Below are 26,826 nucleotides of genomic sequence, written 5' to 3' on the forward strand. Positions count from 1 at the left end.
ATCATGCCCCTGAAGCAGCGCCGCCGTCGTGCTCGGTGACCTCAGACCCTGGTACGTGTTCGGCGACAGCGACTTTCGCGTCCATCGATGTGGTCCGTCGACGTGGTCATGGTTGCCTCGGCGAGATCGGGCACCCAGGTAGCCGGCGCGACTCCCTGCTCGGCGGCCAAGATTTCCTGGTCAGTCGCAACACCTCGGTGCCGCCACGACCTCGGTAGTGATTGCGGCGGTTGCCGACAGCGCGACACGTCCCAACGGGACAGACTTGCAGATGCGTCGTCGGCGGCGTCCATGGCCAAGCTCCTCGCACGTGTCGCCGCAGTCGGACCGCTCGGCCCTACTCGTAGAGCCCCTGCGTCCGAAGGTCGGCGAGCATCGCGGTGACCGCCTCGATGATGTCGGCGTCCGGACTGCGGTAACGCGTGCCCAGCCGTTGCACCGCGGCGTCGACGCGCTGGAGCAGCGCGCGAAAGGCGTCGCCGGCGGCCACCGCGTATCCGGCGGCCGCCTCCGCCTGGGCGTCGTCGGTGTACCGAGAGGGCAGCACCGCCAGCTCCTGCGTGACTTCCTTGGCCTGCTCCTGCACCTTCCAGATCAGGTTGAGGGTGAAGTCGCGGTCCGGCACGAACGACGACTTCACGTCGGCCAGTGCGACTTCCAGCACGTGGTCGATTTGGTACAGCGTGTCGATCGTGCTCTCGACGGACCCGGTTCGCGCTCGCACCTGGAACGGCGGGATGGGAATCGTCAGTAGCTGCGTCGCCACCTCCGCCCGCGCCCATCGCTCCATCTCCCGGGCGTGACCCTCCCAGCGGGAGACCTCGGCTGCGGCGACCTCCTGCGCGGCCCTGATCGCGGCGTCCGCGGCGTCCTGGGCGGCGGCGACGTCGGCGACCGCCTGCCCCTGCGCCGCAGCCACCTCGGCGGCCGCGTCGGCCCGCACCTTCTCCAACTCCCGGCGCACCCGCTGCACGGCTTCCTCGGCCGTCGCGCGCTCCGCTGCCCGTTCGGTGCTTCGTTCGTCGGCGCGGGCTTGCGCCGCGAGGGCCTTCTCCTCGGCAGCCGCGACCTCGGCAGCCGCGTCGGCGCGGATCCGCTCGATCTCGGCCCGCAGCTCTTGGGTGGTCCGCTCCGCGGCCGCGCGTTCGGTTGCCCGCTCGGCGCTTCGCTCCTCGGCGCGCTCCTGGGCCGCCCGGATCTTCTCCGCCGCCGCCGCAGCCTCGGCCGCCGCCTGCGCACGAATTCGCTCGACGTCGGCCTGCGCCTGCTGTAGCGTCGTCAGGTCGGCCGCCCGCTCCGCCCGGCGTTCGGCGTCCTTGCGCGCGGACTCCGCCTCCACCGCACGCACGCGTTCTCCCGCCGCCGCGACCGCGCGGGCCGACTCCTCGGCTTCGCCACGGGCCAGCGTGGCAGCGGCCTCGGCGTCCAGCCTGCCCTGATGCGCCAGGCGCGCGTGCTCCTCGGCAACGCTGCGCAAGTGGTCGGCCTCGACGACCTGCATCGCCAACGATCGGCGGGGCACGGGCGAGCCGTTGCGCTCCCGGTGTCCGGCGAGCTCGCGCTCGGTCATCGCCGCCACGGCGACGGTCTCGGCGCGTGGCCGAAGCCCCAATCGCTCGGCGGTGGCGACGGCGTCGGCCGCAGCACGTCGCGTCAAGGCCGCCCACCGCTCGACGTCGAGGTCCTGAATGTGTTGACGAGTGGTCGTCATCGGCGTCGCCGCCCTCCGGTGCTCTCCGTCGCCGCGGCCGAAGACGTTGCAATGGCGGCAGTTTCAGACTCCGAGGCCGGCGCGGCGTCGGCCGAATCCTGACCCGTGGTCGCGACGTGGTCGACGCGTCTCCTGCCCGACGGGCGCGCCAGCGTGTCCCCCGCGATCCCGGATATCGGACCGGCCTGCTGGGCCAGCACCAGCAGGAGCTGCTCCTGGTAGACCGCCACGGTCTTGACGAGGGTCTCGTCGCCGAGGCGCTCCGCGTCGCGCAGCAGCCCACCCAGCAGCTCCAGGGCCACCGCCGGCCCGAGCCCCAGGGTTGCGTCCTCGCTGACGGCAGGCTCGATCCCGGCGGTGTCGACCACCCACTGCCACCGTTCCCACAGCAGAGCCTTCTCGGTGTCGTCTCGGGCCAGGTCAAGACGGCGTTCATCCTCCTCGCGCTGCACCTCGGACCGTTGCCGGGCTCGTCGCGACGCATGGAGCACGGCGCCGGCGGCGATGATCGCCGCCAGCAGCACGACGACGCCGGCAAAGCCTGGAGAGATCACGAAGTCCCGCGCCGGTAGATCTCCGAGGACCCCGAGAGGCGGTAGGTGCTGCACCGTGTCAGTCTCGCACTGCCGGGACCCCTCGGCGACGGCAATCTCGGCGGGCAACCGTTTGCCGGAAGGCCACCGCCGACACCGCCCCCGCCAGTCGCGCGAGGCGAGGCGGGGGCGGTTCGGTGTGCGCCAATGTGCGGGGCGCGACGCGGCCGAGTCTACGTGGCGGCCACGCGAGCCGGGTGGACTACAACTGTCCGAGCGGTCGGCACACGTTGGACAGCGCGTTCCAGTACTGGCCGGGCGCACAGTCGTCCGCCGGTCGCGGCGTCTGACAGGTGTTGGTGATGGGATCCCAGAACTGCCCGTTCACGCAGTTCAGCGGATCCGCCGAACCCGTCCCCGCAGTCAACAGGGACATGGCGACGACGGGTGCGGCGACGACGATCGTACGGAGTGGCATCTTTCGCATGCCAGCGATTAGCCGAGAATCGACGACGTCAAACTCGGTGCCTCAAGGCTTGGGCGCGCCGGTGTAGGGCGGCACGTAGTACGGATTGTCCGAACGCGTGACGTTGGTCCGCGGGCGCGACCGGGTGGTGGGCGCGACGCTAGGCGACGGGCTGGCAGACGTCGGCGGGGCGGGCGCCGCGGGCGGTTCGTTCGCGACCGGTGGCGCGACGTAGGTCGGGGTGTACGTCGGCGTGTAGGTCGCGGTCGGAGCGGCCGTCGACGGCTCGACGGGCGCGGGTGGCGGCGTGGCGATCGGCGAAGCCGGCGCCACCGCAGATGTGGGCGCGGGCTCGGGTGCCACCGGCGGCGCGGACGTCGCCGCGGGCGGGTACTTCTCGTCGGGCGCGTCGGTGGGCGCGCTGCGCGGATACCAGATGGTGACGCCCACGACGACCGCCGTCGCGACGATCAAGGCGGTCATCAGCAGCCCCCGGACGGACACGTAGTGCCGCCATTTGCGATTTCCCATCCCCACGCGGCTGAAGATTACCCGTGCGTCAAGCCCTCCGCGGACACCCCTTTCAGGGTTTGGACAGGTTCGGCCCTGCCGAGGCGTGGCGCCAATCGTCGAGTTGGTCGCCAGTCGCGCCCTCACCTCTGGTCAATCAAGCGGTCCCGCAGATCGGCGACTCGGGCCGCGATGTCGTCGCGAACCAGACGCATCCGCTCGATGCCGTCGATGCCGCGCGACGAGGGTTCGTCGGTGTCCCACCGTTCGAACGCGATGCCGGGTGTCGGGTCGAGGTGGGCGTCGCGACCGAGCATGACCACCACGTCCACGGATCCCATCACCTGCGGATCAATGGCCTTCGGCCGTTCACCGGTGACGTCGACGCCGATCTCCGTCAACGCACTCATCGAGAGCGCGTTGACGACGGCGCCGGGGGCCGTGCCCGCGGAATGCACCTCGATGGCATCGCCGGCGAGCGCACGCATCAGCGCGGCGGCCATCTGAGATTTGCCCGCGTTCTTGACGCAGACGAACAAGACCGACGGCACGCGGGGTGCGGTCGTCACCCCGCCTCCGTCGACCGGGCGACGAACCGGCGGCGCAGAGCCAAGGAGACGTACACCAGGGCCACCAGAACGGGCACCTCGATGAGTGGACCGACGACTCCGGCCAACGCCTGACCGGAGGTGGCGCCGTAGGTGGCGATGGCCACGGCGATGGCCAGTTCGAAGTTGTTGCCGGCGGCCGTGAACGCGAGCGTCGTGGTACGCGGGTAACCGAGTCCGAGCACGGCACCGAGCAGGTAACCGCCGCCCCACATGACGGCGAAGTACACCAGCAGCGGCAGCGCGATGCGCACGACGTCCAGTGGCCGGCTGGTGATCTGATCCCCCTGCAGCGCAAAGAGAATGACGATGGTGAAGAGCAGCCCGTAGAGCGCCCACGGTCCGATTCGCGGCAGGAACTTCGTTTCGTACCAGGTTCGGCCCTTGGCCTTCTCCCCCACACGCCGCGACAGGAACCCGGCGAGCAGCGGGATGCCCAAGAAGACGAGCACCGAGGTGGCAATACGCCACGGCGACACGGTGATCGCGGTCTGCTCCAATCCGAGCCACCCGGGCAGCACCGACAGGTAGAACCACCCCAGCACCGCGAACATGACGACCTGGAACACCGAGTTCAGCGCGACCAGAACCGCCGCGGCTTCACGGTCACCGCAGGCCAGGTCGTTCCAGATGATCACCATCGCGATGCACCGCGCCAAGCCGACGATGATGAGCCCGGTGCGGTACTCGGGCAGATCCGGCAGCATCGACCAGGCCACGACGAACATCAGCGCCGGACCGACGATCCAGTTCAACAGCAACGAGCTCACCAGGAGCTTGCGATCGCCCGTCACCGAGTCCAGGCGGTCGTAGCGCACCTTCGCGAGGACGGGATACATCATGATCAGCAGACCCAGCGCGATGGGCAGTGAGATACCGTCGACCTGAACGTGATTCAGTGCGCCTCCCAGGCCGGGCACGATCCGCCCCAGCAGGAGCCCGACGGCCATCGCGACCGCGATCCACACCGGAAGGTAACGGTCGAGCCGTGACAGCTTGCCGATGACGGCGACCTCACCCACGACACCTGCTGCACTGGTCATGACGAGACGCCGCCGAAGGTGTCGGAGTCGGCGAGCACGGTGTACACCTCCCACTTCTCTCCCGCGGGCCCGGTGACCCAGACCTTGTCCTGCGTGGCGAAGCAACACGTGGTGCCGATCTCCTCGTCGGTGAACAGGCCTTCGCCGGTGAGTCGCGCGATCTCCGAATGCACGGTCGCGCTGGAGGTGACTTCGACACCCAGGTGGTTGAGGCTGCCACCCTTGCCCGGGTTCTCCAGGAGGACGAGCTTCAGCGGCGGATCGACGACGGCGAAGTTGGCGTAGCCGGGCTTCACCTTCGTGGGCGTCGTGTTGAACAGCTTGGAGTAGAAGGTGATTGCCGCACCGAGGTCATCGACGTCGAGGGCGAGTTGGACACGGGCCACGAGGAACCTCCGGGACGTGTGAGACTTATGTCGAAGTACTGCGTGTCGCCAGAATGCCACCTTTTCGATATATGTCAATCCATGGCATCATCGAGGTGTGCCCAAGACGCTTCCCGTGATCGACATGTCCGCCCCGGTGTGCTGCGCGCCGGTGGCCGCAGGTCCCATGACCGACGACGCGGCACTCGAGGTGGCGCTGCGACTCAAGGCGCTTGCGGACCCGGTGCGGGTGAGAATGATGTCCCTGCTGTTCAGTTCCACTGCCGGTGAGGAGAACAGCGGTGATCTCGCCGAAGGCTTGGGTTTGAGCGAGTCGACCACGAGCCATCACTTGGCTCAGCTTCGCCGCGCGGGGTTCGTCGTCTCAGAGCGCCGCGGAATGAACGTCTTCCACCAACCCGCGCCCGACGCGTTTCGCGCGCTGTGCTCGGTGCTAGATCCCAACTGCTGCAGGTAGTTTCCTCCCACGGCGTCACCAATCCGAAGAGGACGGTCGTGCCGAAAGCCGCCGACGCCCGAAGTCGGCGTGTTGCGGCCCCGGAGTGAATCGATCAGCCAAACCCGAGCAGCTCTCAGCCTCATCGTCAAGGGCCGACTCGCTCCGTTTCGAGCACGCCTGCAACCGTACGACAAGGTGAAATAACCCACAGCCCACGTCGAGCCCACCTGTCGCAACGGCGCAGTACCGTTGGCGGACATGACAATCGACACGATGGACTGGGACGGCGCCTATCGCGAGGACGGATTCTTCGATGGCCCGCCGCCGTGGAACATCGGCGGGCCCCAACCGGTCGTCGCCGACCTCATCCGATCCGGTGCATTCCGCAGCGACGTGCTCGACGCCGGCTGCGGATACGGCGAAGTGTCTCTTGCCTTGGCCGCCGCCGGCCACACCGTGGTGGGCCTGGAACTCTCCGACACCGCCGTCGCATGGGCACGACACGCAGCAGCGCAGCGCGGCCTGACCAACGTCACGTTTGCGCAAACCGACATCACCGCCTTCACCGGTTACGACGAACGCTTCTCGAGCATCGTCGACTGCACGCTCTTTCACGCCCTTCCGGTGGACAGACGTGACGCCTACCTGCACTCGGTGCAGCGCTCCGCGGCCCCGGGTGCCGACTACTACATCCTGGTCTTCGCCAAGGGCGCCTATCCCGCAGACATGCCAGCCAAGCCCAACGAGGTCGACGCCTACGAACTCCACGCCGCGGTCGGTCGATACTTCGACGTCGACTTCATCCGCCCCGCAGCGATTCTCGCGAAGGTCGACGCGCTCCCCGGTTTGCCCGACCTCGTGCTGCCCTTCGAGCGGGACGACCTCGGGCGGTTGCAGTTTCCCGGATACCTCCTCCGCGCACACAAGGCAGAGTTGGTTACCTGACCGCGGCGAGACTTCTGCATGACACGAGCGGATGGATCAGCGCCTTCCGCTAGAGGACTCGTCACCGGTCGCGACGGCCGTCGACGTCGAACCTCATCGCCTCGCCCCTCACTGTGGTGGCGCAGCGGGCAGGGTCAATCGGAACGTCGCTCCCCCACCGGGCGTCTCCGCAACGTCGATGTCGCCGTGATGCGCGACCACGATCTCGTGAACCAGCGCGAGGCCGATTCCGTACCGCTCGCGCCCCGCGGTCGAGGTATGGCTCAGCCCGTGCGAGAAGCGGGTGAACATGGTCTTCCTCGCGTCTGGATCGACTCCCACGCCGTCGTCGCGTACCTCGATCACGACGTCCGCTCCGCGCCGCCCCACGTAGATCTCGATCGATCCACCGGAATGTTCGTGAGCGAGCGCGTTGTCGACCAGGGAGGTGATCGCCCGGCGTAATGCCGCCCCTGAGCCGAGTACGGTCAGGGCGTCCTCCGTCGCGCCGGCGTCGCGTGTCATCGTCAGCCGCACTCCGGTGGAACTTGCATGTGCGGTCATGCTCTCCTCGACCCCGCGGGCGACCGCCGACACGTCGACCCGGCTACGGGGGATGGCCTGGCTCGCCATGGAGGCCGACGCGAGGAGGTCTTCGATCACCTCGCCGAGCACCCTGGTGTCGGATGCCAGCGCCTCGATCTGTTGCCTGGCCTGATGGGTGTCGTCGTCGTCGAACCGACGAGCGAGCAACTGAATCCTGGTGTGCAGCACGGTCAATGGCGCCCGAAGTTCATGCGAGGCGTCTGCGACGAATCGCCGTTGAAGGGCCAGCGCGTCGGCCAGCGGACGAATGGAACGTCGGGTGAGCAAGACGACCACGGCGACGGAGGCCAGAATGCCTGCCAACTCCGCGGCTCCCAGCGAGAGCAGGAGCCGGCGCCGACCTGCCTCGTAGGAATCCAGAGCCAGCAGGGCCACTACCCTGCCCTGCGGCCCGTCAACGATCAACACACGTTGCTTGCGGCCGTCGATTCGAGTGTCGGAGAACCCTGCCGGGCGCCCGAGTAGATCACCAGCGGGCAAGTTGGCGGCACTGGTCGTCACCCTCCCCGTCGAATCCTGCAGCACCAGCTGCATGCCTGGCGGCGGATCCGTCACGTCGTCGGCCGTCGAAGCCACCGTGGTGAGCTGATCGGCGATCTGCTGGTTCTGAACGTGCACGTCGACGAAGTACACCACCGCGCCGACGACCAGGAGCACCGCCGCCAGCGCCAACGACGCCTGCAGCGCGGCGATCCGCCCTGCGCGCCGCACGACCGCGAGGTCGCTACCGTCGGATGTCATTCGACACCGAGGCGGTAGCCAGTGCCATGGACCGTCCGCACGATCTCACGACCCAGTTTGCGCCGTAGATAGTGGACATAGGTGTCGACCACTCCGGGGTTGTCCCCGCCGTCGAATGCCGCGGTGAGCAACTGACCCCGGGTGTAGACACGTCCGGGCGCCGTCATCAGAACCCCCAGAAGCGCAGCTTCTCGCTCCGAGAGTTCGACGTCGCGACCGACGAGGCGGCCGCTGGCGGTACGCGTGATCCGATCCAGACACAGACCGTCGGCCCGAAGCATCGAGCTGACGGTGGGCCGCCGCACCAGCGCGCGTACCCGAGCCAGAAGCTCGGGAACCTCGAACGGCTTGACGAGGTAATCCTGAGCGCCGGCGTCGAGGCCCTCGACGCGGTCGGCGAGGGCGCCGCGCGCGGTCAGCACGAGAATGGGCGTCGAAATCCCGCGTGCCCTGAGCACCCCGACGAGTTCCACACCGTCCATGACGGGGAGCCCACGGTCGACGATGATCGTGTCGTACTCACCGATTAGGCCGCGGTGGAGCCCCTGCTGGGCGTCGTGAACCACCTCCACCGCGTAGCCTTCGTCGGCGAACAACTCGGACAGCATCGCGCTCAACGCCCGATCGTCTTCGACGATGAGCAGAGTCGGTGCTGCGCTCGTGTCGGCCACCCGACGAGCGTGCCACGTCGATTCTTCGAAGGCTCGAAGAATCGACTGCCAGCATCGAGGCATGAACACGCCCCGTTCCGGGTTCCGCCGCGCTGCTGCTGCCTCTTGGGCGCTCGCCGGTCTCGGTGTCGCCGGGGTGGCCGGGGCCTCGGCTCTCGCCTACGCCGACACCTTCAAACCGGCACCGGTAGAAACCCCTACCGTCGCCACCGATCTCGCACCCCTACCGGCCCCGACGCCCGTCCTCGCACCGCCGGTGTCCGACCTACCGGTGGTGACCACCGATCCGGCTCCACCCGTGGCGCCGCAGCCGGCACTCGACCAAGCACCCGCGCCCAGCCAGGCTGCACTCCCCGACGACACCCCTCAGCACACGACACCCCAGTACGTCCCCGAATACACGCCGCAACCCTCCGAGACCGCTCCAGCGCCTGCCACGCACGTATCCCCCACGCCCCCGACGGCCAAGCGACGCACACTCACCCCCACGACGGTCATGGCGCCGAACTACTCGCCGCGAATCACGATCTCGCGTGGCTCGTGACAGTCACCGCACCACACCTCGCGCACAACCATTTTCGACGCTGGACCACCGACATGCACATCGCCGTCACCGAGGCCGAGGCGCTGCTCACCGCCCGACGCGAGGTCGACGCAGAACTCGACGCGGTGGACGCTGCCGCGTCCCGCTTCCGGCCCGACTCCGAAGTGGTGGCGCTGGCGGCTGCAGCCGGTCGGCCGACACCGGTCAGCTCGACACTGGCAGACCTGCTCGACGCCGCGCTGAGCGCAGCGGCGCAGACCGACGGCGACGTCGATCCGACCGTCGGTGCCGCAATGGTCGCACTCGGCTACGACGGCGACATGGCTGAATCCGGCGCCCACGAACCCCCCGTGTCGTCGATCCTCGCTCCCGCAGTCTGGTCCATGATCCGGCTGGAGGACGGGGTCGTGACGGTGCCGCCAGGAGTGTTGCTCGACCTCGGGGCGACGGCCAAGGCGGTGGCCGCCGACCAGTGCGCGGCACGGGTGCACGCGCGGACCGGCAGCGGAGTGTTGATCAATCTCGGTGGCGACATCGCCACCGCTGGTCCGGCGCCCGCCGGCGGGTGGCAGGTCGGGGTCCACGACGCCGACGGTGAGCCGGCGACCTCTCTGGCGCTGCCCGACGGCGCGGCGCTGGCCACCTCGAGCACATTGCGCCGTCGCCGGCGCCGCGGCGAGGATCTGGTGCACCACATCCTGAACCCGCGTACCGGGCAGCCCGCGGATCCGCACTGGCGCACGGTCAGCGTCGCCGCGCAGACCTGCTACGCGGCCAACACCGTGTCCACCGCTGCGGTCGTCCGCGGACGGAGTGCGGTGGAATGGATTGCGAGCCTTGGTATGTCTGCGTGGTTGGTCGACCGCCACGGTACCGTCCACACCGTTGGCGACTGGCCCGCGACCCACGGGGAGCCACGTCGATGACCGACCAAGCGCTGTGGGCGCTAGGCCGGGGCACTGGAACGACGGCCCTGGCGTTCCTCACCGTCTCACTCACGTTGGGCATCGCCACCCGATCGGGTCGTCGGCTCGCGACGCTTCCCCGGTTCGCCGTCGCCGAGGTCCACCGATTCGCGGCAGTCGCCGGCGCCGCCCTCATCGCCCTCCACGTGACCCTGTTGTTCTTCGACCCCTACGCCCAGTTGCGCCTCGTCGACTTCGCCGTGCCGTTCCTTGGCGCCTACCGGCCGTTCTGGCTGGGGCTGGGAACTGTCGCCGTCGACGTGCTGGTCGTGCTGATCATCACCAGCCTTCTTCGCCATCGGCTCGGAGCACGGGTCTTTCGCATCGTCCACTGGGCCGCCTACGCCTCGTGGCCGATCGCGCTGGCACACGCCCTCGGCAACGGCACCGACGCCGGCCGCGCATGGTTCCTGGTCTTCGCGGGGTGTTGCGTGCTGACCGTCGCAGTCGCTCTGACGTGGCGGGTGCGTGCTGACTTCGTCGAATACGCCGGCATCCGATCGACAGGCCGCCGATGACCACCCGACCACCGCAGCCCGCCCAGCCCCCGATGGCGAGTCGACTCTTCGCGGCACCGGGTCCGCGGCTGCGGGAACACCACGCACGGTTCGGCACGATTCCCCAGCACTCGGCCCAGACCACCATTTCGTCGTTGCAGGCGTCCGGACTCACGGGCCGCGGCGGCGCCGGGTTCCCCACCGGACGCAAGATGGCTTCGGTCACCGGCCGCAAGCCCGTGGTGATCGGGAATGGCGCCGAGGGCGAGCCGCTGAGCGCCAAGGATGCGACGCTCATCGCGCGAGCTCCGCATCTGGTGCTCGACGGTCTTCAGGTGGCAGCGGCGGCCGTGGCCGCCGACGACGTATATCTCTACCTTCCGCACCACGTCATCCCGATCGCATGGAAGGCGATCGGCGAACGCACCGCCGCAGGGATGGACGAACGTCGGGTAACCGTCGTAGAGGCCCCCGACACCTTCGTCGCCGGCGAGGAATCAGCGGTCGTCAGACGCATCGAAGGCGGGCGAGCCCTACCCCGTGACCGCGTCGTTCCGACGTCCATCTCCGGTGTGAAGGCGCGCCCGACGCTGGTCAACAATGTCGAAACATTGGCGCACATCGCGTTGATCGCGCGCTACGGAGAGCGGTGGTTCCGGGCGGTGGGCGACCCAGCTGAGCCGGGCACGATGTTGGTCACCCTCTCTGGAGTCTCCAGCAGGCAATCCGTCGTCGAGGTCCCGACGGGGACGCTGCTCACCGACGTGATGGCACGCGGTGGCGTCGACGACCTGCACGACGTGGGTGCCCTTCTCCTCGGCGGCTACCACGGCAGCTGGATCCAAGCCTCGGACATTCCCCGACTTCGGCTCTCGCGGGCGAGCCTGGCACCGTTGGGAGCCACCCCGGGTGCCGGAATCGTTCACGTACTCCCCGTCGACGCCTGCGGACTGGCTCGAAGCGCGGACATCCTCGCCTACCTCGCCGACCAAGGCGCTCGACAATGCGGACCATGCCGAAACGGCCTCCCGCTGCTAGCGCAGCTGTTCGACGATCTCGGATACGGCCGAGCCGACGACTCCGGGCTCGTCGAGCTGCACCGGATTCTCGGCCTCGTCGACGGCCGCGGGGCATGTCGGCATCCGGACGGAACCGTGCGATTCGCGCGCAGCGCGGTGAACACCTTCGCCGCAGATGTCCTTGCGCATCAGGGTGCCCGCTGCGATGCCGCGCTCGCCGCCGCGCGCCGCACCGAAGACCGGCACCGGCTCCGACGGGCCGGACGCTCGTGAGCAATCCACGGGCGCGGCCGAGGTTGCACATCGACTGGACGCGATGCGACGGACGGGGTCTCTGCACCGAACTACTGCCCGGCCTTCTGACGCGGGATGACTGGGGCTATCCTTTGGTGCGCAACGGCTCTCGAGAACCTGGCGTCCCCGCTGGCGACCTGGTCGAAGCCCGCATCGCGGTGAGCCGCTGCCCGCGGCTTGCCTTATCACTCATCCCCACATCGTGACCGGTCAGCGTTGCCGCACGGTATTCCCGTCAACCCGAGAAGGAGGTTCATTGGTGCACCAGATCACCGAGACCCGTTTGGCTAGGCTACATTTGCTGGCGGTCACGGGTGTCGATGTCTAACCTGGCCGATATGTCGATCTCCACTCATCCCGCCGAGCCGCACGCGGATTCGGTTTCCGCCAAACTGAATTGGCTCCGCGCGGGAGTGTTGGGCGCCAACGACGGAATCGTCTCCACGGCAGGCATCGTCGTCGGGGTTGCCGCCGCATCGGCTTCGCGTGGTCCGATTCTGACCGCGGGGATCGCCGGGCTCGTCGCAGGTGCGGTGTCAATGGCGCTGGGAGAGTATGTTTCCGTCAGCACTCAGCGCGACACGGAGCAGGCCCTGCTGCGCAAGGAGCGCGACGAGCTGACCGAGAATCCCGCCGCGGAACTCGACGAACTCGCCACGCTCTACGAGGCCAAGGACCTGTCGACGACCACCGCACGCACGGTGGCCGAGGAACTGACCGACCACGATGCCTTTGCCGCGCACGTCGACGTCGAACTCGGCATCGATCCCACCGACCTGACCAATCCTTGGCAGGCGGCCATCTCCTCGGCACTGTCCTTCACCGTCGGAGCGCTGCTGCCGTTGATCGCGATCATATTGCCGTCCAACGCCATTCGCGTACCCATCACCGTCGCGGCCGTGCTAGTGGCCCTCGTCATCACCGGAGCGGCGTCGGCTGCCCTCGGTGGAGCACCCAAGGCACGCGCGATCGCACGCAACGTCATCGGGGGCGGACTGGCGCTGAGCATCACCTACGTCATCGGCCATCTGATCGGTGCCGCCATTACCTGACGCCCCGTCTGCCGAGCCGCAAGGACCATTCTCAGAAAGGTTTCCCTTGTCCACGTTCCAAGGTCTTCCCGCGCACATCTTGCTCGTCCACTTCATCGTGGTACTGGCTCCCTTGACCGCCATCCTCGCGATCCTATGCGCCCTGTGGCCGCGCGCCCGCCGTCACCTCACCTGGCTGGTCCTCATCCTCGCCACGGTCAACACCGTCCTCACTCCCCTCACCACCGACGCCGGCGAATGGCTCGAGCACCGCACCCAACCCACGGAACTTCTGCACATTCACACGGAGTTGGGCGACACGATGCTCTACTTCTCGATCGGCCTCTTGGTGGTCGCCGTGCTGCTGGCGGTAGTCCACGTACGCGAACGACGCGAACAGGCCCTGAAGCCGGTGATCAGCTGGGCCATCGCCGCCGTCGTGGTGGTCGCCAGCATCGCCACGACCGTGCAGGTGTACCGCATCGGCGACTCCGGCGCTCGATCGGCCTGGGGTGACAAGGTTGCGGAGTCGGCTCCCAAGTGAGCCCTCTCCGGCTTGCGACCGACTGCGACGGCAGTGATGACGCGAGTATGACGCGATCGCCCGTTGCTACGCGGCGTCACGAACCGGCCGGGCAGGCTCGGAGGAGCCTAATCGTCGATTGCGCAACATGATCCTGGACCGAGAGGCCGTAACCATGCGAGCCGCCACATTCACAGCTGCCATCGCCGTGTTCACGACATGTCTGATGAGCGGATGCAGTTCCTCCGAGAGCTCTGCGCCACCGTCGAACGACGTGATCGCCAGCAGCAGCGCCCCGGCAACGAGGGCGCCCGCCCCCGACATCGTGATCTCCAACTTCGGCTACACGGTGCGCGGCCCAGTCACACCCGGCCAACAGGTCAGCATCGTCAACGACGACCAAGCCAGCCACAGCCTCGCCTCGGATGGCAGCGACGCCTTCGACGTACGTGTGTCAGGGGGCGGTGGTATCTCTACGCTTACTGCGCCGATGACGCCGGGTACCTACGAGTTTCACTGCAAGTACCACGCCGGCATGCACGGCACTCTCACCGTTCGATAGCCGGCGTTCCTTCCGAGTTGCCGTGCCCGTACGGATGTCTCCGGCGGTAGGACGAGAGCCGAACGGATTGCACGCGTGGGCTGAGCACAGTTGAGAATGTCGCGTCCAGGACGGCTCCGCATTCTGCGAATCGGATCAGTCCCCGCCAAGGAAACGGCCGACGCAGGGTTGACGTGGCTACTGATTTGCCCTGACGGGTTCGCCGACTCTGCGAGCGAGACCCGTGCCGGTTCGAATGCCGAGCTAGGCAACGAGCTCGAGTGTGGTGACCATCTTCCGACGAATGCTGCCGTCATGGTTGTCGTCAACCGAAGCCGGATGACTTCGCCCGAGGAATCGACGTCCAGGACGTACCTCTCGGCCGTCTTGCTCGCGGGCCTCGCCTTGAACAGCCTGCTCGGTCGGAGTTGGGCTGATCCGATCGCCGGGTTGGTCGTCGCCGGAATCGCCCCGCGGGAGGGTGTCAACGCCTGGCGGGTCGACGCATGCTGCGCGGCGTCCGTCGCTGCGACCGGCTGGCCTCCCCACAACGGCTCCGGATGGCCGTCCAACAGTGCGAATGTTCTCTGCGTGCGCCCCACATCAGCGACGTTCGACCATTACTCACGGCAACCGAGCAATCCGCGGGCCGCGTTGCACCGAATGAATAAGCGTGGAACGGGTAACCCCAGGTCAGCGCACGATCGCCGTGATCGGAAGCGGAGTAGCGGGGCTCACGGCTGCCCACGTGCTGAGCGCGGGCAACCGAGTGACGCTGTTCGAGGCGGACACCCGGCTCGGTGGGCATGCGCACACTCACCATCTGGATCGCGGTGACGGCACCATCGTCGGAGTCGATTCGGCGTTCCTGGTGCACAACGACCGCACGTATCCCACGCTGTGCCGACTCTTCACCGACCTCGGCATCGAAACCGTCGAGACGGAGATGTCGATGTCCGTGCGCGACGACGGCATCGGGCTCGAATATGCAGGTGCCCGCGGTATCAGCGGGCTGTTTCCCTCATGGGCCTCGATCACCCGACCGCGCTATCTGAAGATGCTCGCCGAGGTGAAGCGCTTTCACCGGGTCGCCACCCGCTTGCTCGCCACCGAAGACACCGGCGACGTGGAGACGCTGGGCTCCTTCTTGTCGCGCTACGGTTTCTCGGCCTTCTTCGTCAGTTGCTTCATGACGCCGCTGGTGTCGGCGGTCTGGTCCTGTGCGCCGGGTGTGGCGATGGACTACCCCGCCCGCTATCTCTTCGTCTTCCTCGAACATCACGGCATGCTCTCGGTCAGGAGTTCGCCGACGTGGCGGACCGTGCGTGGCGGTTCGGCAACCTACGTGAATGCCATCCTGGAAAATCTCGCCGAAGTCAGACCCGGCGTGCCGGTTCGCTCGGTGCACAGAACTGACGGCGGCGTCATCGTGGCTGCCGGGGGTGAACCACGCCGATTCGACGCCGCCGTCATCGCGACCCATCCGCATCAGGCTCTGTCGATGCTTGGCGAACCGACCCAGGCCGAGCGTTCGGCGCTTGGCGCGATCACCTACTCGACCAATCCTGCGCTCCTGCACAGCGATGTATCCGTGTTGCCGCGACACCGGCGCGCCCGGGCCTCGTGGAACTATCTGAAACCCGTGGACCACGAACACGTTCTGATCACATACGACGTCACACGGCTGATGCGCCTCGACGGAACACGGCGCTTCCTGGTCACCCTGGGTGGCCAGGATCTTATCGATCCGTCGCTGGTTCTCGCGGAGATGAGCTACGATCATCCGCTGTACACAGCGGAATCCGTTGCCGCGCAGCGACTGTTGCCATCACTGGACGACGATCGGATCACCTTTGCAGGCGCCTATCACGGGTGGGGATTCCACGAGGACGGCTGTGCGTCCGGGTTGCGGGCGGCCCGACGGCTCGGCGCGGACTGGCCGCAAATCGAGCCGCGGCGAACAGCAGTTCCCGCATGACGGCGCCGGCGCTCTACCGAACCACGATCGGGCACCGCAGGCAGGCACCCGTTCACCACGAGTTCGAATTCCGCAGCTACAGCTGGTACGTCGACGTCGATGAATTACCGCAACTGCCATGGTGGCTACGACCGTTCGCACGGTTCGAGGCCGAAGACCACTTCGATGACGGGCCAGCGGACTCGCTGCGCCAGCGCGTCGACGAGTGTCTGGCCGCGCACGACATCGACCTCGGCGGCGGCACGGTGACGGCTGCTCTTCAACCCAGGGTACTGGGATACGTGTTCAATCCGCTCAGCCTGTACTGGTGCCACGATGCGACGGGCAGATTGCGTTATGTCATCGCCGAGGTGCACAACACCTACGGCGACAGACACGCGTATGTGATTCCAGCGCAGCAGAATCGATCGACGATCGTTCCGAAGGCGATGTACGTATCGCCGTTCAACGGCATCGACGGGCACTACCGGATTTCGGCGCCACTTCCCGGCGCCGCTCTCGACGTCGTCGTGTCGCTGTACCGGGAGGGTCATCCCCCGTTCGTCGCGACGATGCGCGGCGAACGACGGCAGTTCACACCGCGGCAGGTCCTCGTGCTCCAACTCATCGCGCCACTTGCACCGCTGATGGGCACCCTGGCGATCCGTTTCCATGGAATTCTGTTGTGGTTGAGAGGTCTTCCGGTGGTGCCGCGGCGGCACAGTGGCCAGATCGAAAGGGCGCATCCACGGTGAGTGTCGAGACAGAATCCATCGCAGGTCCAGTCGACCGAGCTCGGTGGCCGGCGCTCGCCCGCATACCACGCGGACCGATGGCGGTACTGTCGGCCCGAATAGCCTCGCAACTCCTCCGTGACGCGGCGCGCAAACTCCCATTGCGACTGGTCTACCCGGACGGCTCAGTGGTGGGTGCGGCCGACCCCGCGGCGCCGACACTCAAACTTCGGCAACCGAATCGGCTGGCTCGCCGCGTCGGGCATACCGGCCTGATCGGCTTCGGTGAGTCCTACATGGCCGGGGAGTGGGAATCCGACGACCTCGTCGGCGTGCTCACCGCGTTCGCGACCTCGCTTGCCGACTTGGTGCCGCGCTACCTGCAGACGCTGCGACCGATCGCCCTGGTGCGACAACCGCGCTCCCAGCACAACAACCCGGATCAAGCCCGGCGCAACATCGGTGAGCACTACGACCTGTCCAACCAAATGTTCGCGCAGTTCCTCGACGAGACCATGACGTACTCGAGCGCGTTGTTCCCCGCCCTGCCGGCATCGTGGGATGACCTCGCCGGTGCGCAACGCCGCAAGATCGACCGACTACTCGACACGGCGAATGTCGGGCCGGGCAGCACGGTGCTCGAAATCGGCACCGGCTGGGGCGAATTGTCCGTCCGAGCCGCCAGCCGCGGGGCACGGGTGCGTTCGATCACCCTGTCATCCGAGCAGCAGCGCGCGGCGCGTCAACGAGTTGCCGCCGCCAGCCTCTCCGACCGCGTCGATGTCGAACTCTGCGATTATCGCGACGTGTCTGGCCGCTACGACGCCGTCATCTCCGTGGAGATGATCGAGGCTGTCGGTTACTCGTTCTGGCCCACGTACTTCCGCACCCTCGACCGGCTCGTGAACCCGGGCGGTAAGGTCGCCATCCAGGCGATCCTAATGCCGCACTCGCGGATGCTCGCCAGCCGCAACACCCACACCTGGATCCAAAAGTACATATTCCCTGGCGGTCTGCTGCCATCCAGCCAGGCGATACTCGGCATCACCGAGCGGCACACCAGACTGCGCACCGAGGACATGGTGTCTCTGCAGCCGCACTATGCGGAGACGCTGAAGCTGTGGCGGGAGCGATTCGTGGCGAACCGGGACGCGGTATCCACGTTGGGTTTCGACGACGTCTTCGCCCGCATGTGGGAGTTGTACCTCGCGTACTCGGAGGCCGGCTTCCGGTCTGGCTACCTCGATGTGTGCCAGTGGACGTTCGCCCCTTCCGGCGGCCGCTGGTGAATTTCTTGGTGGTGAGCGCCGCGTCCCTCGTGGCGGTCGCCGTCGTACACACGGTGACCTTTCTCATCGGTCGGCGCATCGGCCGGTACAACGTCGTCGACGTCACTTGGGGCGTCGGGTTCGTCGTGATAGCCGCGGTGGCCGCGGTGCTCGGCAACGGCGATGTGTTCCGAAGGGTCCTGCTCGTCACGCTGACGGCGCTGTGGGGCCTCCGGTTGGCGTGGCACCTCTATCGCAAGACCAAGGGCAACGGTGAAGATCCCCGCTACCGCAAGCTGCTGAACGACGACTTCTCAGCCAGCCACGTCATCCGCCGGATCTTTCTCGTCCAGTCCGCTGCGACCTGGTTCATCGCGCTTCCGCTACAGCTGTCGGCCACCCTCGGCCCGACACCGTCGCCCCTGTTGGCGGCCATGGCCGTGGGCGTCGTCGCGTGGGCCGTGGGCATCACATTCGAGGCCGTGGGCGACCACCAGTTGACAGCGTTCAAGGCCGATCCAGCCAACAAGGGCGCCATCATGGACCGCGGGCTGTGGGCATGGACTCGGCACCCGAACTATTTCGGCGACGCCGCTGTCTGGTGGGGACTGTGGCTGATCAGCGTCGCCGGGTGGAGCTCTCTGGCGACGGTGCCGTCCCCGGTGCTGATGACCTATTTTCTGGTGTACGCAACCGGTGGTCGGCTGACCGAGAAGCACATGATGGACCGGCCGGGGTTCAAGGAATATTGTTCGCGCACACCGTTCTTCTTGCCGCGGCCCCCGAAGAAGCGGCCTGCCTAATCGGTGACCGCCGCCGCCCAAGGCCGGGTGTGCGGCATCTCGGCCCTTCCGTCCGCGGTGGGTTTGACGGCCAGAATCTGGTCTACGCCCATGCGCCCTTCGGCGAAGGCCAGGCCACCGCCGACCAGGTAGAGCCGCCACACGCGGGCGACTTCGTCGCCCTGCAGTGCGACGAACTCGTCGTTGCGGCGATCGAACGTTTCCAGCCAACGGTCCACGGTGCGCACATAGTGTTCGCGCATCGCCTCCACGTCGCGGATCTCGAATCCGCATGACTGCAGGACGTCGACGGTGTGGGCGAGTGGGCGCATGTGCATGTCGGGCGCGATGTATGACTCGATGAATGCACCGCCGCCCGGGGCGGCACCCACCCGGCGCGACATCTGTTGCAGCAGCAGCCGTCCCGTCGGTTTGAGTGCGTCGTACATGATTTGGGCGTACCGCCCGTAATGCTCCTCACCGACATGTTCGCCCATCTCGATCGACCCGACGGCGTCGAACTGGGCGTCCGCCTCGGGGAGCGAACCGAATTCGCGGTAGTCCTGCAGGCGCACCTCGACGCGGTCGGCCAGATCAGTGCCGGCGGTCCGCTCGGAGACGAACGCACGTTGTTCGGCCGAAAGCGTGATACCCGTCGCGGTGACACCATAGTGCCGCGCGGCGTGAATGATGAGCGATCCCCATCCGCAGCCGACGTCGAGCAACCTCATCCCCGGCTTCAGGCCGAGCTTGCGGCAGACGAGGTCCAACTTTGCGGTTTGTGCGTCGTGCAGGGTCTGGCCGTCATGGGTGAAGTACGCCGACGAATAGGCCATGTGCTCGTCGAGCAGCAGCCGGTAGAAGTCGTTGGACAGGTCGTAATGGTGGGAGATCGCCGCGATGTCGCGATGCCGCGTGTGCCGTCTGCCCGTCAGCCGCGCTTCGGAAGCGGGCGGACGGGGCGGCGGACCCACGACCCCCAATCGCGCGGCCACCACCGCTGCCTGCGCGACGTCGCGGGCTCGCAGAGATCGGTTCTCCGGCCGGGCACGGACCTGCTGCCACACCCTGCGGAATCCCTCGACCAGGTCACCGTCGACGTCGATGTCGCCGCTCACGTACGCCCGTGCAAGACCGAGTTCTCCCGGCGCCCAGAGCAGTCGGCGCAGCGCCCGTCGCGACCTGATCACGAGGGTAGGGCCGCCGTCAGGACCCGCCTCACTGTCGTCCCAGGCGCGTATGCGCACCGGCAGTTCGGCGCCTGTGACATCGCGGACGAGTCGGGCAAGGCGGTGGGCAACCTTCATGAATGTCTCTCCATCGCTTCTGGGACAGCAGTACCCCACTCTGCCTGGCAGCACGCGCTGATGTCCCATCCTTGGCGGGCGTGACTACGAAGAGCAATCGTGGCGGTGCGAACTCTAGTGCGCGGATGTGTGGTGGTGCTTCCAGGCGGAAAGGTACAAAGCGACAGTCCTTCGCGGCCTTGGCACCTGGCGAACGTCCGGATGGTGTTGCTCACCCGAACCCTCCGGCGGCGGTTGGGTACGCAGGTCGAGGTTCGGCGTCTACGCTACCGTCTGCGCGGGTGGAACGACCCACGGCTTGATCCCCTGCGGGACGCCGAGAAATTGCTCGACGAGGTCCGCGGCAGGTTCGAGCCGCGCAACATCGTGGTGGTCGGTCATTCGATGGGCGGCCGTGTCGCTGCGCATTTGGCCGCTCGGGGCGCCGTAGGAACCGTGGTGGCACTTGCTCCGTGGTGGGCGGGTGACGACGGAGACTTGATCCCGGCCGGAACTCGGCTTCTCGTCGTGCATGGCACCGCCGATACGTGGACTGACCCGCGCCGCTCGCGAGCGCAGACGGAGCGGGCTCGTCGGCGGGGAGTGGATGCAGAGTGGATGGGCTTCGAGGGCGGTGATCACTTCATGCTCAGGCGGTGGCGGGATTGGCACCGCCTCACCGCTGAGTTCGTCGCGAATCAACTGGTGGGTGCCAATCGCGCAGCAATGCGCCGCTCGCCGGATTCATCAGGCGAAAAGGGGTAGACACAAGAATGCCTACCGTGTCGAGAACGTTTTCGGTCGACCTGCCGCCCGCCCGGGTCATCGAGTATCTGAAGGACTTCGCCAACGCGCAGGAGTGGGATCCCGGCACCCAATCCTGCACGCGGCGGGACGATGGCCCGCTAGCCGAGGGTGCCGAATGGCACAACGTCTCGAAGATCTTCGGAGTGACGGCCGAGTTGACGTATGTGTTGCAGAAGGCCACGGACAGCATGTTGGTCTTCGTCGGCCGCAACAAGTCCTCGACGTCGACCGACAACATAACCATCGACGCCTCCGGTACCGGTTCGACCTTGACCTACCGCGCCGACCTCGAGATGCACGGCGCTGCCAAGCTACTCAATCCGGTGATGAAGTTGGCATTCGAGAAACTGGCGAACGATGTTCAGTCGCAGATGACGGCAATCCTGAACGGACTCGCCGCAGGTGGCGGGACGCATCCGCGAAGCTGAGTACCGGACCGCGAATACCTGCCCCAGCCGGGTTCTCGGCTCCGCGAAGGGAGGTGCCAGCGGTTCCGTTTCAGGACCGCTGTCGTCATCAACCCCTCATTGTTCGAGGGTTGTACCGAGCCGTAAGACCTGCCAATGACATGCTCAGGAGGGTGGAGCTAAGGGGATTCGAACCCCTGACCCCCACACTGCCAGGAGCGGGCGAGAGCGCTGAACAGGCTGTTTGGCCTGTGCGATGCCGTATAGTCGGCGTGGTCGGACGCGCAACTGTCGTCAGCGTTGTCGTCAGAACTGTGGTCACGCCGTCGGCCGTCCGTCAGCTTTTCGAGCCCCGGATCCGCTGAGTAAGAGTCAGTTGCTGACCGCACGGTCCGCGCCGGATTTATAGTCCGCGAAAACGCGTGGTCCGCGCGTGTCCCGCAGCCTCCTCGACGTAGCTGTTCTATCCACGAATGAACGTAGGGATGCGGCGCTCTGCACTAGTTCGTTCTGCGTTTTAGATCACGCGGAGCGCATTCCCTGATGAGAGTATCGATGTTCTGTTGCACCCGTTCGGGCGCGATGCCAACTGAGGGTGAGTACAACATGATGTGGTCGAGGATGCCTTCGTAGCGTTTCAATCCGTCGCGGACTTGGATTGCTGTTCCGGCGACGCCCATGGCGTCGATCATCGTGTCGGAGACCGCGTCGAACATGGCGGGGAAGTCGCGTCGGGCGAACGCCTCCCGGATGGTTCGGCCTTCGGTGGCGAAGCCGTTGACGTCGAGCACCGTTTCGTAGGACTTGACTGAGGAGTAGAACGCGATCTGTTGGGCGAGTTCGCGTCTGGCGACGGTGGGATCATCGTGAATGGAGCACATGACCATGGAGATGACTTCGACGTCGTTGGGGTCGCGGTCGGCGTGGGCGGCGCCTTTGGCGATCGCGGGGCGCACGAACTCCTCGACGTAGGTGGTGGTGAACAGGGGGTGCCCGGCCAGGCCGTCGGCGACCCGTCCGGCCGCTTCGCACATCCGGGGGCGCACGCCTGCAGTGATGATCGGGATCCGGCGCGGGGGAGGTTCCACGTCGCCGGTCGGGGTCAGGTGCATCGTGTAGAAGCGGCCGTCGTGGTGCACGGGTCCGTCGTGCAGGTTCCAGATGCGGCGCACCAGTGGCACGAGTTCTTCCATGCGCAGGGCGGGTGCGGAGGTGTCGGATACGCCGTGCCAGTCGCTCATCATTCGCTTGGTGCCGTTGCCGATACCTAGGACGAGGCGTCCGTTGGACAGTTCGTCGAGGTCGCGTGCCTCGGTGGCCAACACCAGCGGGCTGCGCCCGACGCCGTAGAGGATGGAGGACCCGATCCGGCAATTCCGTGTGCCGCTCGCCATCGCCGCCATGGAGATCGAGACGGAGCGGGAGTAGAACTCCGAGGCCCACGCGGCGTCGAACCCGGCCGCGTCGGCGGCGGCGGCGGTCTGAGCCAGTGACTGCAGGTCAGCGCCGAGGATCGACACCCCGTAGGTGCTCACGGCTGCTCCTCGGGGCGTGGTCGCAGACCGTCGAACATGATGGCGTGCAGGGTCCCGGCGACCAGTGTCTCGTCGAGACGGTCGCTGGTCACCAGGTACATCAAGGCGCTAATGGTGACCGCGCCGAAGAGGGCAATCGAGGTGGACCGCGGATCGGGTTGGGTCACCAGCGTTCCGTCGGCGGCTCCGGCCATGAGCAGTGCCTCGACGGGTTGCTGGTAGGCGGTGTAAATCATGTTTGCAATGACGGGCATCCGACCGGCTCGTCCGAGTTCGCCGATGAGTGCACGGCACACAGCCGGACGCTGGGCCATTGCCCGCAGCTGTGCGCGGATGACTCCCTGCAGTCGGTCGGCGGCCGTTCCATCCGTTCGCACAATCTCGGTGACCGCCTCTGATATCTCATGAAGGAGGTCTTCGAGCAGGAACGCAAGGATGTCTTCTTTGCCGGAGAAGTAGTAGTACAGCGTCGCCTTAGGCACGCCGGTGACAGCCGCGACGTCTTCGATCTTGGAGTCGTTCAGGCCCTTCTCCGCGAATAAGTCCGCCGCGGCGCCGATTCTCTCGGAGATTTGACGCGGAATTTTGCGCATTGCCCTTCACCGTTCGCCGAGTTTAGACTGCCAGTCTAGACTCACATTCGACACGACGGGAGATGTTCGTGGTCGCAGTGCAGATTCGGTACGACCCGTTCGACGCCACGATCCTCAACAACCCCTATCCGACCTATCGGGTGTTGCGCGATTCGGCTCCCGTGTACCGCGCTGAGGAATCGAATACCTGGGTCTTGAGTCGGCACGCAGACGTGCAGGCTGCGGCACTGGATCACGGCACCTATTCCTCGGTGGACGGGATCTTCCCCACGCCACCGGGGTCGGATTTCATCGGATCGTTCCTGCCGATGATGATCGTGATGGACCCGCCGCGCCACGACCAGTTGCGGGCCCTGGTGAGCCGGGCATTTACTCCTCGCCGGGTCGCCGGGCTGCATGACGCCATCACGCAGATGGCCGCGGAGCTGTTCGAACGCCTCGACGAGGGGTCGGGGCGGGCGGACTTCGTAACCGACTTCGCCGCGATCTTGCCCGCCGCGGTGATCGCCGATCTGCTGGGCGTTCCCGCCACGGATCGCGATCAGTTCCGGCTGTGGTCGAGTCAGCTGGTGCAGGTCGACGTCACCCACGGCCAAACGGCCGACGCCGTCGCCGCGGCGGGGTCGATCTACGCCTACTTCACCGCCTTCCTGGCCGATCGCCGTCAACGTCCACGCGAGGATCTGATGTCGGCGCTGGTGAACGCGACGGTCGATGGGGTCGGGCTGACCGATGAGGAGGTCCTCGGGTTCTGCGCGCTGCTCCTCGTTGCGGGCTACGAGACCACCACCAACCTGCTCGGCAATTCCGCGGTCGTGCTGGCCCAGCATCCTCAGACCCGCCGACGTCTGGGCGCCGACCGGACGCTGCTCGGTCGGGCGGTGGAGGAGCTGCTGCGCTACGACTCACCAGCACAAGGACTTTCACGTACCTTGACGCGCGACGCGACTCTGCACGACACCACGATGCGCAAGGGAGAGAAGGTGTTGCTGCTGTTCGGATCGGCCAACCGCGACGAGCGTGCCTTTCCCGACCCCGACGTGTTCAACGTCGACCGCACCAGTGAGCACCAGGTGGCGTTCGGCCGCGGCATCCACTTCTGTCTGGGAGCGGCACTGGCGCGAATGGAGGCTCGGATCGCCCTGGATGCGTTGCTGGACAAGGTACCCGCCTGGGAGGTCGACTTGGATAACGCGCGTCGGCTAAGGTCCGGACCGATTCGGGGATTCACGTCGTTGCCCATCACGTGGACCGCCCCGGTCTAGCCGTGCCCCTCTATAGCGACCTCGGCGGTCCGTTAGATCCCGTGCAGGCCGCACGGAGTCTCACGGTGGGTCAGAAGTGGACGCTAGTGGTGTCGTGCCTGTCAGTGGCACTGGTCATCGGCTCGATGGCGGCTCTGTACACCTCGCTGCCCGACATCGCCGCGCAAACCGGTGCGACACAAAGCCAATTGACGTGGGTCGTCGACGGCTACACCCTGATCCTGGCGGGCCTGGTGCTCCCGGCGGGAGCGGTCGGTGACCGGCACGGTCGCCGACTGGTCCTGATCCTCGGACTGCTCGTCTTCTCCGCGGCGTCGGTCATTCCGCTGATTGTGTCGGACCCGTGGTGGCTGATCTCGGCGCGAGCCGTCGCCGGACTGGGCGCTGCGTTCGTGATGCCGTCGACGCTGTCGCTGTTGACCGCCGGATTCCCTGTGCATCAACGGGGCCGCGCGGTGGGGATTTGGGCCGGTGTCGCCGCATCAGGTGCCGTTGTCGGCGTCCTGTGTTCCGGGGCGCTCCTAGAGGTCTGGACGTGGAAGTCGATTTTCGTCGGTCTCGCCCTGGCTGGCATGGCGCTGATGATCGCTGCGCTCACGCTTCCCAGGGAAGCCCAGGAGACTCATCCACCCCTGGACTACACCGGGTCTTTATGTATCACAGGGGCCATCGGTTTCATCGTGATCGCCGTCACCGAAGCGCCGATACGCGGCTGGACCGACGGGTGGGTCCTGGCGCTGTTCGCCGTCGGCATGATCGGGTCGGTGATCTTCGTGCTCGTCGAGCTGCGGCATGAGCACCCACTGCTGGACCTGCGGCTCTTCGCCGACCGCGGTTTCGGCAGCGGCGCACTGTCACTCGTCCTGCAGTTCCTGGTCATGTTCGGCGGCTTCTTCCTTCTGGTGCAGTACCTTCAACTCGTCGTCGGTTACGCGCCGTTCCAATCGGCGCTGGCTCTCACACCGCTCATCGTCCCGATTGTGATTATCTCGTTGATCGCACCGAGGCTCGCCGACCGGTACGGCCTGCGTGTGGTGACCGCCCCTGGCATGTTGCTGATCGGTGTCGGCCTCTACTTCGTCAGCCGCCTCAGCGTCGACGCCGACTACTACGATTTTCTCTGGCCCCTGTTGGCTATGGGCTCGGGTCTGGGGCTGGTCACCGCGCCCGCGACGACAGCTATCGTCGCCGCGACGCCGGTGGAGAAACACGGTGTGGCCGCGGCGGTCAACGACGCCAGCCGCGAGATCGGTGCCGCCATCGGCGTGGCCGTAGCCGGCAGCGTGTTGGCCGCCGGATACACCAATCAGATCCAACCCGTGCTTGCCACGGTTCCACCGGCCGCGCGCGAGCAGATCTCGGACTCCTTGGCCGCAGCGCTACAGGTCACTCAGCAGTTCGGTCCCTCTGCTCAGCCGTTCGCCGACCTCGCGAGAGACGCGTTCGTGCACGGCAACAGCCAAGCCGCGCTGGCGCTTTCGGCGATCACCAGCATCAGTGCCGTCATTCTCGGGATCTGGGCACCCGGCCGTCCGCGCACGACCAAAGATTCCCGCTCGTCGATCGATGCGACCGCTGGATCGCAGGTCGAAACCTCTGCAGAATCGAGCACTCCATGAGCGAGGCGGCGAGCCTTGAGCCGGAGCAGTTGCCGCCGCACACCTCCACCTGCATGGGATGCGGCCCGGACAACCTACATGGCTTGCGAATGAAGGCTTTCCGATCTGGTGACCAGGTGTACACCGACGTGGCGTTCGACGAAAGGCACGCAGGGGCACCGGGTCTCGCGCACGGCGGCGCGATCGCCGCGGCCTGTGACGATCTGTTCGGGTTCACCCTGTGGATCGCCGCCACCCCGGCGGTCACCCGCAACCTGGCCGTCGGGTACCGCCAACCGGTGCCGCTCCATCACCCCCACCGCATCGTCGCGCGCGTCGACAGTCGCGAGGGTCGGGCGCTGCACGTCAGTGCGACCGGGACCGGTGAGGATGGCGTCGTGCGGTTCACCGCCGCGGCGATGTTCGTCGCCGTGGATGTCGAGCACTTTGCCGCGCACGGTGAGCTAGGCGCGTTTGGCGACATGCTCGAGCGGTTCGCTCGAGTACGGCCGTCCACCGATCACAATGAATACGAGGCGTGA

The 26,826-nt window shown here is 66.8% G+C and carries 29 protein-coding genes and 2 pseudogenes; 19 read left to right on the plus strand and 12 right to left on the minus strand.

Annotated features, from left to right (window positions below; all coding sequences use genetic code 11):
* Positions 1 to 337 precede the first annotated feature (337 nt).
* The 7 genes and pseudogenes from ABZ195_RS18530 to ABZ195_RS18560 all read right to left on the minus strand — a co-directional run.
* The gene (locus ABZ195_RS18530) at positions 338 to 1,711 is read right to left on the minus strand and encodes a hypothetical protein (protein WP_355220264.1); all 1,374 of its coding nucleotides are present in this window, start codon (positions 1,709 to 1,711) and stop codon (positions 338 to 340) included.
* Complete coding sequence (locus tag ABZ195_RS18535) at positions 1,708 to 2,319, minus strand: hypothetical protein (protein ID WP_355220266.1); 612 nt, start codon at positions 2,317 to 2,319, stop codon at positions 1,708 to 1,710. Before ABZ195_RS18535 ends, ABZ195_RS18530 begins: the two co-directional genes overlap by 4 nt.
* Positions 2,320 to 2,506: 187 nt before the next feature.
* Complete coding sequence (locus tag ABZ195_RS18540; protein ID WP_355220267.1) at positions 2,507 to 2,722, minus strand: hypothetical protein; 216 nt, start codon at positions 2,720 to 2,722, stop codon at positions 2,507 to 2,509.
* A gap of 51 nt (positions 2,723 to 2,773) precedes the next feature.
* A complete protein-coding gene (locus ABZ195_RS18545; RefSeq protein ID WP_355220269.1) occupies positions 2,774 to 3,247 on the minus strand; it encodes a hypothetical protein in 474 nt (157 codons plus the stop codon).
* Positions 3,248 to 3,363: 116 nt separating this feature from the next.
* Positions 3,364 to 3,723, minus strand: a complete 360-nt coding sequence (locus tag ABZ195_RS18550; RefSeq protein ID WP_355220357.1) for a low molecular weight phosphatase family protein — start codon at positions 3,721 to 3,723, stop codon at positions 3,364 to 3,366.
* Positions 3,718 to 4,871 (minus strand): annotated as a pseudogene (gene arsB, locus ABZ195_RS18555) (ACR3 family arsenite efflux transporter); the annotation flags it as partial. The pseudogene arsB and the gene ABZ195_RS18550, both read right to left, overlap by 6 nt.
* Before the next feature lie 11 nt (positions 4,872 to 4,882).
* Positions 4,883 to 5,257: pseudogene (locus ABZ195_RS18560) on the minus strand (ArsI/CadI family heavy metal resistance metalloenzyme); the annotation flags it as partial.
* Positions 5,258 to 5,354: 97 nt separating this feature from the next.
* On the opposite strand from ABZ195_RS18560, the gene ABZ195_RS18565 reads away from it, so the two are divergent.
* Together ABZ195_RS18565 and ABZ195_RS18570 are read left to right on the plus strand one after the other, a co-directional pair.
* Positions 5,355 to 5,714 carry an Rv2640c family ArsR-like transcriptional regulator gene (locus tag ABZ195_RS18565; protein WP_355220271.1) on the plus strand — a complete coding sequence of 120 codons (360 nt, stop codon included), beginning with the start codon at positions 5,355 to 5,357 and terminating at the stop codon, positions 5,712 to 5,714.
* 240 nt (positions 5,715 to 5,954) lie between these two features.
* Positions 5,955 to 6,641 (plus strand): class I SAM-dependent methyltransferase, encoded by a 687-nt coding sequence (locus ABZ195_RS18570; RefSeq protein ID WP_355220273.1) that lies wholly within the window; start codon positions 5,955 to 5,957, stop codon positions 6,639 to 6,641.
* A gap of 108 nt (positions 6,642 to 6,749) precedes the next feature.
* On the opposite strand, the gene ABZ195_RS18575 is transcribed toward ABZ195_RS18570, so the two are convergent.
* Entirely contained in the window at positions 6,750 to 7,967 is a 1,218-nt protein-coding gene (locus ABZ195_RS18575; protein ID WP_355220275.1) for a HAMP domain-containing sensor histidine kinase, read from the minus strand.
* A complete protein-coding gene (locus tag ABZ195_RS18580) occupies positions 7,964 to 8,638 on the minus strand; it encodes a response regulator transcription factor (RefSeq protein WP_355220276.1) in 675 nt (224 codons plus the stop codon). The genes ABZ195_RS18575 and ABZ195_RS18580 overlap by 4 nt, the downstream gene beginning before the upstream one ends.
* A gap of 61 nt (positions 8,639 to 8,699) precedes the next feature.
* Between ABZ195_RS18580 and ABZ195_RS18585 the strand changes: the two genes are divergently transcribed.
* The 12 genes from ABZ195_RS18585 (at position 8,700) to ABZ195_RS18640 (ending at position 18,814) form a co-directional block, all read left to right on the plus strand.
* A complete protein-coding gene (locus ABZ195_RS18585; protein WP_355220277.1) occupies positions 8,700 to 9,182 on the plus strand; it encodes a hypothetical protein in 483 nt (160 codons plus the stop codon).
* A 53-nt stretch (positions 9,183 to 9,235) separates the two neighbouring features.
* Positions 9,236 to 10,108, plus strand: coding sequence for an FAD:protein FMN transferase (locus ABZ195_RS18590; protein ID WP_355220279.1), 873 nt, complete (start codon positions 9,236 to 9,238; stop codon positions 10,106 to 10,108).
* Positions 10,105 to 10,665: a ferric reductase-like transmembrane domain-containing protein gene (locus tag ABZ195_RS18595; protein ID WP_355220281.1), complete on the plus strand. Its 561-nt coding sequence runs from the start codon at positions 10,105 to 10,107 to the stop codon at positions 10,663 to 10,665. The genes ABZ195_RS18590 and ABZ195_RS18595 overlap by 4 nt, the downstream gene beginning before the upstream one ends.
* Positions 10,662 to 11,936, plus strand: coding sequence for an NADH-ubiquinone oxidoreductase-F iron-sulfur binding region domain-containing protein (locus ABZ195_RS18600; protein ID WP_355220283.1), 1,275 nt, complete (start codon positions 10,662 to 10,664; stop codon positions 11,934 to 11,936). Before ABZ195_RS18595 ends, ABZ195_RS18600 begins: the two co-directional genes overlap by 4 nt.
* Positions 11,933 to 12,163 (plus strand): ferredoxin, encoded by a 231-nt coding sequence (locus ABZ195_RS18605; protein WP_355220285.1) that lies wholly within the window; start codon positions 11,933 to 11,935, stop codon positions 12,161 to 12,163. Before ABZ195_RS18600 ends, ABZ195_RS18605 begins: the two co-directional genes overlap by 4 nt.
* 132 nt (positions 12,164 to 12,295) lie before the next feature.
* Complete coding sequence (locus ABZ195_RS18610; RefSeq protein WP_355220287.1) at positions 12,296 to 13,009, plus strand: VIT family protein; 714 nt, start codon at positions 12,296 to 12,298, stop codon at positions 13,007 to 13,009.
* Positions 13,010 to 13,055: 46 nt separating this feature from the next.
* Positions 13,056 to 13,532 (plus strand): DUF2231 domain-containing protein, encoded by a 477-nt coding sequence (locus tag ABZ195_RS18615; RefSeq protein ID WP_355220288.1) that lies wholly within the window; start codon positions 13,056 to 13,058, stop codon positions 13,530 to 13,532.
* A 127-nt stretch (positions 13,533 to 13,659) separates the two neighbouring features.
* Positions 13,660 to 14,073: a cupredoxin domain-containing protein gene (locus ABZ195_RS18620; protein ID WP_355220359.1), complete on the plus strand. Its 414-nt coding sequence runs from the start codon at positions 13,660 to 13,662 to the stop codon at positions 14,071 to 14,073.
* Between the two features lie 652 nt (positions 14,074 to 14,725).
* Positions 14,726 to 16,030, plus strand: a complete 1,305-nt coding sequence (locus ABZ195_RS18625) for an FAD-dependent oxidoreductase (protein ID WP_355220290.1) — start codon at positions 14,726 to 14,728, stop codon at positions 16,028 to 16,030.
* Complete coding sequence (locus tag ABZ195_RS18630; RefSeq protein ID WP_355220291.1) at positions 16,027 to 16,764, plus strand: DUF1365 family protein; 738 nt, start codon at positions 16,027 to 16,029, stop codon at positions 16,762 to 16,764. Before ABZ195_RS18625 ends, ABZ195_RS18630 begins: the two co-directional genes overlap by 4 nt.
* The gene (locus ABZ195_RS18635; protein WP_355220293.1) at positions 16,761 to 18,032 is read left to right on the plus strand and encodes a class I SAM-dependent methyltransferase; all 1,272 of its coding nucleotides are present in this window, start codon (positions 16,761 to 16,763) and stop codon (positions 18,030 to 18,032) included. Before ABZ195_RS18630 ends, ABZ195_RS18635 begins: the two co-directional genes overlap by 4 nt.
* Positions 18,033 to 18,040: 8 nt before the next feature.
* Complete coding sequence (locus tag ABZ195_RS18640; RefSeq protein ID WP_355220361.1) at positions 18,041 to 18,814, plus strand: DUF1295 domain-containing protein; 774 nt, start codon at positions 18,041 to 18,043, stop codon at positions 18,812 to 18,814.
* Here the strand turns inward: ABZ195_RS18640 and ABZ195_RS18645 are convergent.
* On the minus strand, positions 18,811 to 20,100 hold the full coding sequence (locus ABZ195_RS18645; RefSeq protein ID WP_355220294.1) for a cyclopropane-fatty-acyl-phospholipid synthase family protein: 1,290 nt from the start codon (positions 20,098 to 20,100) through the stop codon (positions 18,811 to 18,813). The genes ABZ195_RS18640 and ABZ195_RS18645 overlap by 4 nt on opposite strands.
* A 135-nt stretch (positions 20,101 to 20,235) precedes the next feature.
* Between ABZ195_RS18645 and ABZ195_RS18650 the strand changes: the two genes are divergently transcribed.
* Entirely contained in the window at positions 20,236 to 20,844 is a 609-nt protein-coding gene (locus ABZ195_RS18650) for an alpha/beta fold hydrolase (protein ID WP_355220362.1), read from the plus strand.
* A gap of 8 nt (positions 20,845 to 20,852) precedes the next feature.
* Entirely contained in the window at positions 20,853 to 21,314 is a 462-nt protein-coding gene (locus ABZ195_RS18655) for an SRPBCC family protein (RefSeq protein ID WP_355220296.1), read from the plus strand.
* Positions 21,315 to 21,793: 479 nt separating this feature from the next.
* Here the strand turns inward: ABZ195_RS18655 and ABZ195_RS18660 are convergent, their stop codons facing one another.
* Together ABZ195_RS18660 and ABZ195_RS18665 are read right to left on the minus strand one after the other, a co-directional pair.
* On the minus strand, positions 21,794 to 22,828 hold the full coding sequence (locus ABZ195_RS18660; RefSeq protein WP_355220297.1) for an LLM class flavin-dependent oxidoreductase: 1,035 nt from the start codon (positions 22,826 to 22,828) through the stop codon (positions 21,794 to 21,796).
* Positions 22,825 to 23,421 carry a TetR/AcrR family transcriptional regulator gene (locus tag ABZ195_RS18665; protein ID WP_355220299.1) on the minus strand — a complete coding sequence of 199 codons (597 nt, stop codon included), beginning with the start codon at positions 23,419 to 23,421 and terminating at the stop codon, positions 22,825 to 22,827. The genes ABZ195_RS18660 and ABZ195_RS18665 overlap by 4 nt, the downstream gene beginning before the upstream one ends.
* A gap of 68 nt (positions 23,422 to 23,489) precedes the next feature.
* Here ABZ195_RS18665 and ABZ195_RS18670 point away from each other — a divergent pair, with 68 nt between their 5' ends.
* The 3 genes from ABZ195_RS18670 to ABZ195_RS18680 are packed head-to-tail and all read left to right on the plus strand — an operon-like array spanning position 23,490 to position 26,826.
* Positions 23,490 to 24,686, plus strand: a complete 1,197-nt coding sequence (locus tag ABZ195_RS18670; RefSeq protein WP_355220300.1) for a cytochrome P450 — start codon at positions 23,490 to 23,492, stop codon at positions 24,684 to 24,686.
* A gap of 41 nt (positions 24,687 to 24,727) precedes the next feature.
* Complete coding sequence (locus ABZ195_RS18675; RefSeq protein WP_355220302.1) at positions 24,728 to 26,305, plus strand: MFS transporter; 1,578 nt, start codon at positions 24,728 to 24,730, stop codon at positions 26,303 to 26,305.
* Entirely contained in the window at positions 26,302 to 26,826 is a 525-nt protein-coding gene (locus ABZ195_RS18680; protein ID WP_355220304.1) for a PaaI family thioesterase, read from the plus strand. Before ABZ195_RS18675 ends, ABZ195_RS18680 begins: the two co-directional genes overlap by 4 nt.

It is taken from the genome of Mycobacterium sp. NPDC006124, from assembly GCF_040614235.1.
Classification (GTDB): Bacteria; Actinomycetota; Actinomycetes; order Mycobacteriales; family Mycobacteriaceae; genus Mycobacterium.

Coding starts and splice junctions, on each gene's coding strand:
- ABZ195_RS18595 (WP_355220281.1), top strand. CDS start 10,105: ATGACCGACCAAGCGCTGTGGGCGCTAGGCCGGGGCACTGGAACGACG.
- ABZ195_RS18550 (WP_355220357.1), bottom strand. CDS start 3,723: ATGGCCGCCGCGCTGATGCGTGCGCTCGCCGGCGATGCCATCGAGGTG.
- ABZ195_RS18585 (WP_355220277.1), top strand. CDS start 8,700: ATGAACACGCCCCGTTCCGGGTTCCGCCGCGCTGCTGCTGCCTCTTGG.
- ABZ195_RS18665 (WP_355220299.1), bottom strand. CDS start 23,421: ATGCGCAAAATTCCGCGTCAAATCTCCGAGAGAATCGGCGCCGCGGCG.
- ABZ195_RS18655 (WP_355220296.1), top strand. CDS start 20,853: ATGCCTACCGTGTCGAGAACGTTTTCGGTCGACCTGCCGCCCGCCCGG.
- ABZ195_RS18590 (WP_355220279.1), top strand. CDS start 9,236: ATGCACATCGCCGTCACCGAGGCCGAGGCGCTGCTCACCGCCCGACGC.
- ABZ195_RS18645 (WP_355220294.1), bottom strand. CDS start 20,100: ATGAAGGTTGCCCACCGCCTTGCCCGACTCGTCCGCGATGTCACAGGC.
- ABZ195_RS18630 (WP_355220291.1), top strand. CDS start 16,027: ATGACGGCGCCGGCGCTCTACCGAACCACGATCGGGCACCGCAGGCAG.
- ABZ195_RS18570 (WP_355220273.1), top strand. CDS start 5,955: ATGACAATCGACACGATGGACTGGGACGGCGCCTATCGCGAGGACGGA.
- ABZ195_RS18610 (WP_355220287.1), top strand. CDS start 12,296: ATGTCGATCTCCACTCATCCCGCCGAGCCGCACGCGGATTCGGTTTCC.
- ABZ195_RS18620 (WP_355220359.1), top strand. CDS start 13,660: ATGATCCTGGACCGAGAGGCCGTAACCATGCGAGCCGCCACATTCACA.
- ABZ195_RS18600 (WP_355220283.1), top strand. CDS start 10,662: ATGACCACCCGACCACCGCAGCCCGCCCAGCCCCCGATGGCGAGTCGA.
- ABZ195_RS18530 (WP_355220264.1), bottom strand. CDS start 1,711: ATGACGACCACTCGTCAACACATTCAGGACCTCGACGTCGAGCGGTGG.
- ABZ195_RS18575 (WP_355220275.1), bottom strand. CDS start 7,967: ATGACATCCGACGGTAGCGACCTCGCGGTCGTGCGGCGCGCAGGGCGG.
- ABZ195_RS18540 (WP_355220267.1), bottom strand. CDS start 2,722: ATGCCACTCCGTACGATCGTCGTCGCCGCACCCGTCGTCGCCATGTCC.
- ABZ195_RS18680 (WP_355220304.1), top strand. CDS start 26,302: ATGAGCGAGGCGGCGAGCCTTGAGCCGGAGCAGTTGCCGCCGCACACC.